Consider the following 11,440-nt stretch of genomic DNA (forward strand, 5'->3'; position numbering starts at 1 on the left):
GCGGCCCGCTACGGCACGTGGTCGGCCTGGTCGTCCTCGACCTCGGCGCTGCGCAGCCGGAGCTTCTGGGTGTCGGTGAAGGTGACCTCGACGGTCTCGAAGCCCTTGTGGCGCTGGGCTCTCGCATAGCTCGTGTAGGCGCGCCGGTCGGCCTCCGTGAGCTCGACCCGGTCGGTGAACGGCGTGAGCAGCGCCCGCGGCCAGAGGCGACGCTCCAGCACCACATTGACCTCGATGCCGAGCACGCCGATCACCGCCGTAAGCCAGATGATGCCGATCAGGCCGAGGACCAGGCCGAAGGTCTGGTTCATCGCACTGGTCTCGGTGAGCACGTTGGTGACGTAGAGCGTGCCGACCTTCTGCAGCCCGATCCACAGCAGCGACGCCGTGACGGCGCCGGGGACCGAGCCGGTCCAGATGCTGTGACTGCGCGCCGCGCCGACCCGGAAGAGCGCGGTCAGCACCAGGGTGTTGATGACGATCGTCGCCACCGTGATCGGCCAGCGGTACGACGAGACGGTCTCACCGAAGACCTCGGTGTTGGCCGCGAGCGTCGAGAGCACGGAGACCGCGAGCACCGCGACGCCGGCCGTCAGCAGCAGGAAGAGGCTCTTGAGCCGGAGCAGCACCGGGTTGGGCCGGCTGTTGCGCGGCACCGACCAGGCGATGTTGAGCGCGTTCTGCAGCGCCTGGCCGAGCCCGAGCGCACCGTAGAGGGCGACCAGGCCACCGATCACGATCGCCTCGGTCGACCCCTGCAACCCCTCCGGGCGGCCGAGCTGGTCGCCGATGATCGGGAACTGCGCCAGGGCCGTGTCGAGCAGGTCCTGCTGCAGCTCGGGGTTGTCCTGGAGGAAGAAGCCGAGGATCGACGAGCCGAGCAGCAGGAGCGGGAAGATCGCGATGAACGCGTAGTAGGTGATGATCGCGGCGAGATAGTTGCCCTGATCGTCGAAGTACTTGTAGATCACCGCGATCGGGTAGCCCAGCACCGACCACCGACGCTGGGCGCGATCGGCAGCGTCGACGACCTTGGCCACCGGGCCACGCTATCGGGGTTCGGCGCCCACGGTGGTGAGGTGGCCGGTGCGGTCGCCGGGTCACCCGGCGTGTCGGACCGGGCTCCGGGGCGGTACGTGGTCGGGCAGGGTCGGCATCTCCAGTCCGGTGCGCCGACCCACCAGGCTGCCCCGGGTGACGGCGCTGCCGCCGTACCGCGAACGGACCCGGTCGAGCGCGACGTCGAGGCTGCCGGACGCCGCCTCCTGGGCGAACAGCGGCAGCTCGAGCTGCTCGGCCCCGTGGGCGTCGACGAGCCCAGAGATGGTGATGCCGAGCAGCGTGCAGCCGCGCTCCTCGATCAGCGGCCAGGCCGCCTCGAGCAGACGGCGGCCGGTCTCGAGCCAGGAGGCGGTCGCCGCGGTCGAGTGCGGGATCGTCGTCGAGCGGGTGGCGCGGGTGAAGTCGTCGAAGCGGAGCCGCAGCGTGAAGGTCCGACCGATCCGCTCGCCGCCGCGCAACCGGCGCGCGACCCGGTCGACGAGCCCGGCCAGCAGCGCGTCGAGCTCGTCGCGGCCCTTCGGTCGGCCGGCCCGGCCGATCGCGCACTGCGAGCCGATCGAGCGCCGTCGGCGCCCGACCTCGACGGGCCGCGGGTCGCGCAGGTTGGCCAGCGCCCACAGGTGTCGACCGGCCGCCGCGCCGACGCGCATCGTCAGCTCGAGCTCCTCGCGCCGGGCCAGCTCGCCGATCGTGCGGATGCCGTCGGCGTGCAGCTTGGCCGCGGTCACCTTCCCGACACCCCACAGCCGCTCGACGGGCAGCGGATGCAGGAACTCGCGCTCGGCGTCCGGCGGCACCCGCAGCAGGCCGTCGGGCTTGGAGACCGCGCTGGCCACCTTGGCGAGGTACTTCGTGCGGGCGATGCCGACCGAGATCGGCAGCCCGACCTCGTCGCGCACCCGGCGGCGCAGGTCGGCGCCGACCTGCTCGGGTGGCCCCACCAGCCGGAGCAGGCCGCCGACGTCGAGGAACGCCTCGTCGATCGAGAGCCCCTCGACCAGCGGGGTGGTGTCCTCGAAGATCGCGAAGACCCGGCGGCTCGCTTCGACGTACGCCGAGAACCGCGGCGGCACCACCAACGCTTCGGGGCACAGCCGCATCGCCTGCCGCCCTCCCATCGCCGAGCGGACGCCGCAGGCCTTCGCCTCGTAGCTGGCCGCCAGCACCACGCCGCCGCCGACGATGACCGGGCGGCCCCGCAGCCGCGGGTCGTCGCGCTGCTCGACCGAGGCGAAGAACGAGTCGAGATCGGCGTGCAGGATGCCCGCCGTACCCGCCTCGCTGCTCCGGATCCGCGCCACGCTCCATGATCGAACATCTGTTCGATCATGGCAAGCCGCCTGGAGGCATAGTCCGTCACGTTCCGGTTGTCGATCGGGGGAACGGGCAACCGGAACGTGACGGACTATCCCAGCGTGCTCAGTAGGACTTGGGCAGCCCCAGGGAGTGCATCGCCACGAAGTTGAGGATCATCTCGCGGCTCACCGGGGCGATCCGGCCGGCCCGGGTGGCGACCAGCAGCCCGGCCACGCCGTACTCCTGGGTGATGCCGTTGCCGCCGTGGGTCTGCACGGCGACGTCGGCGGCACGGCAGGCGGCCTCGGCGGCGGCGTACTTGGCCATGTTGGCGGCCGCGCCGGCACCCATGTCGTCGCCGACGTCGTAGAGCGCGGCCGCCTTCTGGGTCATCAGCCGGGCCATCTCGGTCTCGATGTGCACCTCGGCGAGGGGGTGCGCGATGGCCTGGTGGGAGCCGATGGCGCCCCGGAAGACCGTGCGCTCCTTCGCGTACGCCGCCGCCTTGTCGATCGCGTAGCGGGCCAGGCCGGTGGAGAACGACGCGGCCATGATCCGCTCGGGGTTGAGCCCCGCGAAGAGCTGCACGAGCCCGCCGTCCTCGTCGCCGACCAGCGCGTCGCCGGGCAGCCGGACATCGTCGATGAACACCTGGAACTGCAGCTCGGGGCTGACGATCTCCATCGGGATGTGCCGGTACTCGAAGCCCTCGACATCGGTCGGCACCACGAAGAGCACCGGCTTCACCTTGCCGGTCTTCTGCCCATCCGATGTCAGAGCCTCGGCCCGGGCGACGACGAGCACGCGGTCGGCCTCGTCGACGCCGGAGATGTAGATCTTGCGGCCGTTGAGCACCCACTCGTCGCCGTCCCTGCGGGCGGTCGTGGTGATGTTGTGGGTGTTGGTGCCGGCGTCGGGCTCGGTGATCGCGAAGGCCATCGTCGAGGTGCCGTCGCAGATGCCCGGCAGCCAGCGGCGCTTCTGCTCGTCGGTGCCGTAGCGGGTGATGATCGTGCCGCAGATCGCGGGGCTGACGACCATGAGCAGCAGCGGGCAGCCCTGGGCGGCGAGTTCCTCGCACACCGCCGCGATGTCGCCGATGCCGCCGCCCCCGCCGCCGTACTCCTCCGGGATGTTGATGCCGAGGTAGCCGTTGCGGGCGATCTCCAACCAGAGCTCGGTGGTCTTCTCGCCGCTGCGGGCCTTCGCGGTGAACCACTCGCGGCCGTACTTCCCGGCCAGCCGGGCCACGGCCTTGCGGAGCTCCTGACGCTCCTCGGACTCGCTGAAGCTGCTCACGCCTGCTCCTCTTCCTCCACCACTGCCAGGACCTCCCCGGCGGCGACCTGCGCCCCGGGCTTCACGTCGATCTCGGTCACCGTGCCGGCGTGCGGCGCCGCGACCGGGTGCTGCATCTTCATCGCCTCGAGCACCAGCACCGGCTGCCCGGACTCGACCCGCTGGCCCGCCTCGACCGCCACGCTGACGACCGTCCCGGGCATCGGCGCCAGCAGGCTGCCGCTCGCGACCTGCTCGGCCGGGTCGACGAAGCGCGGCACCCGGGTCAGCCGGACGTGTCCGCGGGAGCTGTCCACGTAGACCGCGTCGCCGTGAACCGCGACGGCGTACGTCGTGCGCACGCCGTCGGTCTCCAGGGTGACGCTGTCGGGACTCGCGGCGACCACCTCGTGGCCGTCGACCCGGTAGGCGCCCACTCCACGACAAGCCAACCAGTCGACCGTCGCCTCCTCGAACACCGTGCGCTGGGGCTGCGAGACCACGTTGCGCCAGGCGACGGGGATGCCGCGCTGGACCGTCCGCGCCTCCTTGGCGCGCTCGGCCAGCGCGATCGCGGCTGCGACCGCACTGCCGGTGGTTGAGGAAGGACGAAGTCCTGTCTCGAAACCGCCGAGGAAGTCCGTGCTGATCTCGCCCCGCACGAATGTCGGGTCCCGCAGGATCGACACCAGCAGGTCACGGTTGGTGACCAGCCCGTGGATCTTCGCGCGGGACAGCACGCCGGCGAGCTTGCGGGCGGCGGCCTCGCGGGAGTCGGCGTGCGCGATCACCTTGGCGAGCATGGCGTCGTAGTGCGTCGACACCACGCTGCCGGACTCGAAGCCGGCGTCGACCCGGATGCCGTCCTCGAGCGGGATCTCGAACGCGTCGAGCCGGCCGCTCTGCGGCTGGTAGTCGGCGCCGGGGTCCTCGGCGTACAGGCGGACCTCGATCGCGTGGCCTTCCGGCGGATCGGTCCAGCCCATGAACCAGCTCGCCTCGGCCGAGCGGAGCTGCAGGTGGACGAGATCGACGTCGTGGACCAGCTCGGTGACCGGGTGCTCGACCTGGAGCCGGGTGTTCATCTCCAGGAAGAAGAACCGCTCGGTCGCCGGGTCGTAGAGGAACTCGACGGTGCCGGCGCCGCGGTACCGCACCGCCTCGGCCGCCCTGCGGGCGGCTTGGTGCAGCGCGGTGCGGACCTCGTCGGGGAGGTTCGGCGCCGGCGCCTCCTCGACCACCTTCTGGTGGCGGCGCTGGACCGAGCAGTCGCGCTCGCCGTACACGACCGAGTCGACGACCTGGACCTCGACGTGGCGACCGCGCTCGACGTACGGCTCGACGAAGACGGTGCCGTCGCCGAACGCCGAGAGCGCCTCGGCCTCTGCCTTGGCGACCTCGCCGGCGAGGTCCTCGAGGCGACGGACGACGCGCATGCCGCGCCCGCCGCCACCGGCCGACGCCTTCACGAGCAGCGGCAGGTCGGCCTCCGTGGGCTGCGCCGGCGCCTCGAGCACCGGAACGCCGGCGGCCTTCATGATCCGCTTCGCCTCGATCTTCGAGCCCATCGCCTCGATCGACTCCGGCGACGGGCCCACCCAGATCAGGCCGGCGTCGATGACCGCCCGGGCGAAGTCGGCGTTCTCCGAGAGGAAGCCGTAACCGGGGTGGATCGCGTCGGCCCCCGACCTCCTCGCCGCCTCGATGACGAGGTCGGCACGGAGGTAGGTCTCCGACGGCGCGTCGCCGGGGAGGCGCACCGCGGCGTCGGCCTCGCGCACGTAGGGCAGGTCGGCGTCGACATCGGAGTGGACGGCGACGGTCTCGATGCCGAGCGCGCGGCAGGTGCGGAAGACGCGCGAGGCGATCTCGGCGCGATTGGCCACCAGCAGGCGAGTGATGGTTCGTCGGGTCATGGTCGGAACACCCCGAATCGGTCGGTGCCCACGACGGGCTTGTTCTCGATCACGGACAGGCAGATGCCGAGGACCGTGCGGGTGTCGCGCGGGTCGATGACGCCGTCGTCGTAGACCATCCCGGAGAGGAAGAACGGCAGCGACTGCTCCTCGACCGACTGCTCGACGAAGGCGCGCATGCCGGCGTCGGCCTCCTCGTCGTACTCCGTGCCGCGCGACTCGGCGGCGGCGCGCGCGACGATCGAGAGCACCCCGGCCAGCTGGGCCGGGCCCATGACCGCGGACTTCGCGGACGGCCAGGTGAAGAGGAAGCGCGGGTCGTAGGCGCGGCCGTTCATGCCGTAGTTGCCGGCGCCGTACGACGCGCCCATGATCACCGTGAGGTGCGGGACGGTCGAGTTGCTGACCGCGTTGATCATCAGCGCGCCGTGCTTGATGATGCCGCCCTGCTCGTACTCCTGGCCGACCATGTAGCCGGTCGTGTTGTGCAGGAAGAGCAGCGGGGTGTCTGTCTGGTTGGCGAGCTGGATGAACTGCGTCGCCTTCTGCGCCTCCTCGGAGAAGAGCACGCCCTGCGCGTTGGCGAGGATGCCGATCGGCCGGCCGTGCAGCTTGGCCCAGCCGGTCACGAGCGAGGTGCCGTAGAGCGGCTTGAACTCGTCGAAGACCGCACCGTTCGTGTTCGAGACGCCATCGCAGATGCGGCGGATCACCTCGCGCGGATCGAACGGCTCCCTGAGGTCGCTCGGGATCAGGTCGAGCAGACCCTCCGGGTCCTCGTCCGGCTCGGCGTACGCCGGGACGTCATACGGTGAGTGTGTCCCCTTGCTCCGTCCGTATGACGTCCCGGCGGCGGCCTTGCGCCAGTTCAGCCGTGCGACGATCCGCCGGCCGATCCGGATCGCGTCCCGCTCGTCCTCGGCCAGGTAGTCGGCTAGGCCCGACGTCCGCGCGTGCATCTCCGCCCCGCCGAGCGACTCGTCGTCGGACTCCTCGCCGGTCGCCATCTTCACCAGCGGCGGGCCGCCCAGGAACACCTTGGCCTGCTCGCGCACCATCACCGTGTAGTCGGACATGCCGGGCACGTAGGCGCCGCCGGCGGTCGAGTTGCCGAACACCAGCGCGATCGTCGGCTCCTTGCGCGCGGACGCTCGGGTGAGGTCGCGGAAGAGCCTGCCGCCCGGGATGAAGATCTCCTTCTGGGTGGGCAGATCGGCGCCGCCGGACTCGACGAGCGAGATCGTCGGGAGCCCGTTCTCCTCGGCGATCTGCGCGGCGCGGAAGATCTTCTTCACCGTCCAGGGGTTGGAGGCGCCGCCCTTCACCGTCGGGTCGTTGGCGGTGATCATGCACTCGACGCCCTCGACGACGCCGATGCCGGTGACGACCGAGGCACCGACGGTGAAGTCCGAGCCCCAGCCGGCCAACGGCGACAGCTCGAGGAACGCCGAGCCCTCGTCGACGAGCAGCTCGATCCGCTCGCGGGGCAGCAGCTTGCCGCGGGCGTGGTGGCGGTCGACGTACTTCGGCCCGCCGCCGGCGACGGCCTTGGCGTGCTCGGCGTCGAGCTCGGCGAGCTTGTCCAGCATCGCCTCGCGATTCGTCATCGGTCCCCTCCGCCGGTCGAGGTCATGCGTAGCCCAGCAGCTTGGCTGCGAGATCGGTCAGCACTTCGCTGGCCCCTCCTCCGATCGGCAGGATCCGGGCGTCGCGGTAGTGCCGCTCGACCTCGGTCCCGTGCAGATATCCCGTCCCGCCGTGCAGCTGGACGGCCTGGTCGCAGACGTACGTCGCGCAGTCGACCGCGGTCTGCTTCGCCAGGCAGGCCTCGGCGACGACCTGCTCCCCGGCGGCGTGCCGACGGGCGACCTCACGCGTGTAGGTGCGCGCGACCTCGACCTGCCGCCGCATCTCGACGAGCTTGTGCCGCACCACCTGCCGAGCGATGAGCGGCTTGCCGAAGGTGTCGCGGTCGCGGCAGTACGCCGCGGTGAGGTCGAGCGAGCGGCCGGCGATGCCGTAGGCGTGCACCGCCAGCGCGAGCCGCTCGACCACGAACTGCTGGGCGATCTGGGCGAAGCCGGTGCCCTCCTCGCCCACAAGGTTGGCGGCCGGCACCCGCACGTCGACGAACGACAGCTCGGCGGTGTCGGAGCAGTGCCAGCCCATCTTGCGCAGCGACCGGTCGACGGTGAAGCCGGGCGTGCCCTTCTCGACGACGAGCAGGCTGACACCTTCCGCGCCCGGGCCACCGGTGCGCACGGCCGTGGTGACGAAGTCGGCGCGCACCCCGCTGGTGATGAAGGTCTTGGCCCCGTTGACCACGTACTCGTCGCCCTGTGTCGATTTCTGGTGGACGGCGGTGGTGCGGATGCCGCCGACGTCGGAGCCGCCGCCGGGCTCGGTGATGCCGAGCGCGCCGATCCTCTCGCCGGCCAGGGTCGGGCGGACGAAGCGGTCGACCAGGTCCGCGTTGCCGGACGAGGCGATGTGCGGCAGTGCGATGCCGCCGGTGAAGAGCGCGGCCAGGAAGCCGCTCGACGCCCCCGCTGACAGCATCCCCTCCTGGAGGTCGACCGTGTCGAGGACGTCGCCGCCCTCGCCGCCGACGTCCTCGGGGAACGACAGGCCGAGCAGGCCCTGCTTCGCTGCCGCGAGGTGGACCGACCGCGGGACCTCGCCGGCGTCCTCCCACTCCTGGAGGTGCGGCGCGACCTCGCGGCGCACGAACTCCGCGCCCAGCTCGTTCAACTCGGTGGTTGAGGTGCGAGCGAAGCGAGCCTCGAAACCACTCACAGCAGCCGCTCCTCGATGTTGACCATGCGCGAGCGCACCCACTCGCCGAGCCCCTTGGCCTGCGGGTCGAAGCGCGTCGACGCGGCGACGCCCTCGCCGAGCAGCCCGCGGATCAGCACGTTGACACCACCCAGGTTGGGCAGCACGTGCACCTCGACGACGAGATCGGCCGCCTCCGGCACCAGCTCGCGCACCTTGCGCGGCGTGATCAGCTTCGTCAGCCACGTGACCCGCGCGTCGTACTTGTCGGACCCGTCGTGCATCACCCAGAGGCCGAGGTTGGCATCGCCGCCCTTGTCGCCCGAGCGGGCGTGCACGAACGACCCGAGCGGTGCGCGGCGGGTCAGCGAGTCGGTGGGCGCCGGGTAGGGCGACGGACGCAGGCCACCGCGGTGGTCGGCCTCGCCGAAGGCGGTCGGGTCCGCGACGACCTCGCGACGTCCGTCCCCGTGCACCACCGTGTGGGTGACGGCCGAGCGGTCGACGTACTCCGCGCGGTAGATGCCGTACGGCGCGGGCGCGGCCGGCGGCGCGGTCATCGTGAAGCCGGGGTACGACGCGAGCGCGAGCTCGACCGCCGCGCCGGTGAAGGCACGGCCGACCGGGTCGGGCGTCGGGTCCTTCACCGTGCAGCGCAGCAGCGCCGACGCGCCCTCCTCGGTGTCGGCGTCGACGGACGGCAGCGCGGTGCGGGTCCAGCTCACCTCGGCCGCGACCAGCGCCGGATCGAGCTGGGCGCGCACCCAGTCGGCCTTGGCGTCGATGTCGAGCCCGGTGAGCACGAGCTCGACCGTGTTGCGGAAGCCGCCCAGCTCGTTGACGCAGACCTTGAGCCGCTCCGGCGGCGGCTCGCCGCGCGCCCCGCTGATCGAGACGCGGTCGGGGCCGACCTGGCTCAGCTCGACGCTGTCGAGGCGGGTGGTGACGTCGGGGTTGAGGTAGCGGGTCGACTGGATCTCGTAGAGCAGCTGCGCGGTGACCGTGTCGACGGTGACCGCCCCGCCGGTGCCGGGGTGCTTGGTGATCACGCTGCCCCCGTCGGCGGCGATCTCGGCGAGCGGGAAGCCGAGAGGCAGGTCTCGGTTCGGGAGCGTCGTGAAGCCGGAGAAGTTGCCGCCGGTGGCCTGGCAGCCGCACTCCAGCACGTGTCCGGCCACGACGGCGCCGGCCAGCTCGTCGTACGACGTGGGCGTCCACCCGTGATGGGCGACGGCGGGTCCGACCACCAGGCTGGCGTCGGTGACGCGACCGGTGACGACGACGTCGGCCCCTGCGCGGAGCGCGGCCGCGATGCCGAAGCCGCCGAGGTAGGCGTTGGCGGTCAGTGCGTTCGGGAAGCCGAGCGACCGGACGTCGTCGCCCTCGACGTGCGCGATCGCCGGGTCGAGGCCCAGCCCGCGCGCGACCTCGCGGAGTCGGTCGGCGAGGCCCGCCGGGTTGAGCCCGCCCGCGTTGCTGACGATCCGGACGCCGCGCTCCAGCGCCAGGCCCAGGCAGTCCTCGACCTGGCGCACGAAGGTCTTCGCGTAGCCCAGCGACGGGTCCTTCATCGTGTCCCTGCCGAGGATCAGCATGGTCAGCTCGGCGAGGTAGTCGCCGGTCAGGTAGTCCAGACTCTGCCCATCCTCCTGGCGTCCCTCCAGCATCTCCCGCATCGCGGCGAGCCGGTCACCGTAGAAGCCCGAGCAGTTGCCGATCCTCACCGCGGCGGCCGCCCTTCGCCCGCCGGGCCGGCGAACGCCTGCGCGATCGTCAGCCACCGCTCGGCGTCGGCGCCGGTCGCGACGAGGTCGGTGTCGTCGCGATGCACCCGCTGGGTGACCAGCAGGCAGAAGTCCCACGCGCTCCCGGTGACGGTCTGGGCGGCGTTCTCGGGTCCCCACGACCACTGGTCACCCGAGGGGGCCACGAGGTCGATGCGGAACTCCCCGGCCGGCGGCTCGAGGGCGTGGACGCCGAACGCGAAGTCCCGGGTGCGGACGCCGAGGTGCGCGACGTGCCGGATCCGGTCGGTCGGCTCGGGGTCGACGCCCAGCGCGGCGTACACGTCGAGCGCGTGGGCCCAGGTCTCCATGAACCGCGCGGTCGCCATCGACGCCGGGGACATCGGCGGGCCGAACCACGGCATCTGCTCCCGGGCCGGGTGGTCGCGCAGCGCCGCCCGCAGCCCGTCGCGTGCCGCGCCCCAGCGCGCGAGCAGCGCCTCCGGGGCGAGCCGGGCGACCTCGAGCGCCTGCGCATCGACGTAGCCCATCGGGTCCGCGACCGCATCGAGGACGATCGCGTCCCAGGCGTCCTGGTCGGTCGCGGCGACGGTGGCGACCTCGTCGGTCCAGGCGAGGTGGGCGATCTGGGTGGCGACCGTCCATCCGGCAGCGGGGGTGGGCGTCGCCCAGCCGTCGGCGTCGAGGCCGGCGACGGCGGCCCAGAGCCGGTCGCCCTCGGCGGTGAGGTCGGCGAGCAGGTCGTCGAGGAGGGTCATCCGAGCTCCTTGTCCAACACGTCGGCCCAGCGGTCGAGGATCGCCGCGCGCCGGCGGCTGTCGTCGGTGATCGTGTCGGCCAGCCCGAGACCGCGCACGAGGTCGAGGGTGGCCTGGGCCAGCTCGCGGTTGCCGGGCATGGACTCGTCGAGACCGAGCAGCTCGACCGTCAGGTGGTGGGTCTCGCGGCCGATGCGCTGCTCCAGCGGCTCGACGGCCGCGAGCAGGGAGGCGTCGGTACGGGCCGCGACCCAGAGCTCCAGCGCCGCCGCGAAGACGGCCCCGGTGAAGTGGTCGGCCAGCATCTCCAGCACCGCGCGGGTGTGCCGCGGCCCGTCCGGCAGCGCGTCCGCCGCCGCGACGAGCTCGACGCCCCGCTTCTCGGTGAGGTGCTCGACCGCGGCGACGACCAGGTCGTTCTTCGTGGGGAAGTGGTGCAGCTGGGCCCCCCGACTCACCCCGGCCCGCTCGGACACCAGCGTGGTCGACGTTCCCGCGAACCCGCGCTCCACCAGGCACTCGATCGTGGCCTCGAGCAGCCGCGCCCGCATCACCCGGGTCCGCTCCTCCTGGGGCACGCGGGTCGTGGTCGGCATGCCGCCCAGCATGC

The 11,440-nt window shown here is 72.1% G+C and carries 9 protein-coding genes; all 9 read right to left on the reverse strand.

Annotated elements, in window-relative coordinates:
- Window positions 1-8 precede the first annotated feature (8 nt).
- Window positions 9-1,040, reverse strand: a complete 1,032-nt coding sequence (locus tag KM427_RS24490) for a YihY/virulence factor BrkB family protein (RefSeq protein ID WP_215525656.1) — start codon at window positions 1,038-1,040, stop codon at window positions 9-11.
- Window positions 1,041-1,100: 60 nt separating this feature from the next.
- Window positions 1,101-2,363: a DNA polymerase IV gene (dinB, locus tag KM427_RS24495; RefSeq protein ID WP_252274861.1), complete on the reverse strand. Its 1,263-nt coding sequence runs from the start codon at window positions 2,361-2,363 to the stop codon at window positions 1,101-1,103.
- Window positions 2,364-2,481: 118 nt separating this feature from the next.
- Window positions 2,482-3,657, reverse strand: a complete 1,176-nt coding sequence (locus tag KM427_RS24500) for an acyl-CoA dehydrogenase family protein (RefSeq protein ID WP_215525657.1) — start codon at window positions 3,655-3,657, stop codon at window positions 2,482-2,484.
- Entirely contained in the window at window positions 3,654-5,552 is a 1,899-nt protein-coding gene (locus KM427_RS24505) for an acetyl/propionyl/methylcrotonyl-CoA carboxylase subunit alpha (RefSeq protein ID WP_215525658.1), read from the reverse strand. The genes KM427_RS24500 and KM427_RS24505 overlap by 4 nt, the downstream gene beginning before the upstream one ends.
- Complete coding sequence (locus tag KM427_RS24510) at window positions 5,549-7,159, reverse strand: acyl-CoA carboxylase subunit beta (RefSeq protein ID WP_215525659.1); 1,611 nt, start codon at window positions 7,157-7,159, stop codon at window positions 5,549-5,551. Before KM427_RS24510 ends, KM427_RS24505 begins: the two co-directional genes overlap by 4 nt.
- Before the next feature lie 22 nt (window positions 7,160-7,181).
- Window positions 7,182-8,348, reverse strand: coding sequence for an acyl-CoA dehydrogenase family protein (locus tag KM427_RS24515; protein WP_252274863.1), 1,167 nt, complete (start codon window positions 8,346-8,348; stop codon window positions 7,182-7,184).
- Window positions 8,345-10,051, reverse strand: coding sequence for an acyclic terpene utilization AtuA family protein (locus KM427_RS24520; protein ID WP_252274865.1), 1,707 nt, complete (start codon window positions 10,049-10,051; stop codon window positions 8,345-8,347). Before KM427_RS24520 ends, KM427_RS24515 begins: the two co-directional genes overlap by 4 nt.
- On the reverse strand, window positions 10,048-10,830 hold the full coding sequence (locus tag KM427_RS24525; RefSeq protein ID WP_215525660.1) for a TIGR03084 family metal-binding protein: 783 nt from the start codon (window positions 10,828-10,830) through the stop codon (window positions 10,048-10,050). Before KM427_RS24525 ends, KM427_RS24520 begins: the two co-directional genes overlap by 4 nt.
- Window positions 10,827-11,426, reverse strand: coding sequence for a TetR/AcrR family transcriptional regulator (locus KM427_RS24530; RefSeq protein ID WP_215525661.1), 600 nt, complete (start codon window positions 11,424-11,426; stop codon window positions 10,827-10,829). Before KM427_RS24530 ends, KM427_RS24525 begins: the two co-directional genes overlap by 4 nt.
- Window positions 11,427-11,440: the final 14 nt, after the last annotated feature.

The organism is Nocardioides sp. LMS-CY (genome assembly GCF_018732145.1).
Taxonomy (GTDB): domain Bacteria; phylum Actinomycetota; class Actinomycetes; order Propionibacteriales; family Nocardioidaceae; genus Nocardioides; species Nocardioides soli.

Coding starts and splice junctions, on each gene's coding strand:
- KM427_RS24530 (WP_215525661.1), bottom strand. CDS start 11,426: ATGCCGACCACGACCCGCGTGCCCCAGGAGGAGCGGACCCGGGTGATG.
- KM427_RS24525 (WP_215525660.1), bottom strand. CDS start 10,830: ATGACCCTCCTCGACGACCTGCTCGCCGACCTCACCGCCGAGGGCGAC.
- KM427_RS24510 (WP_215525659.1), bottom strand. CDS start 7,159: ATGACGAATCGCGAGGCGATGCTGGACAAGCTCGCCGAGCTCGACGCC.
- KM427_RS24505 (WP_215525658.1), bottom strand. CDS start 5,552: ATGACCCGACGAACCATCACTCGCCTGCTGGTGGCCAATCGCGCCGAG.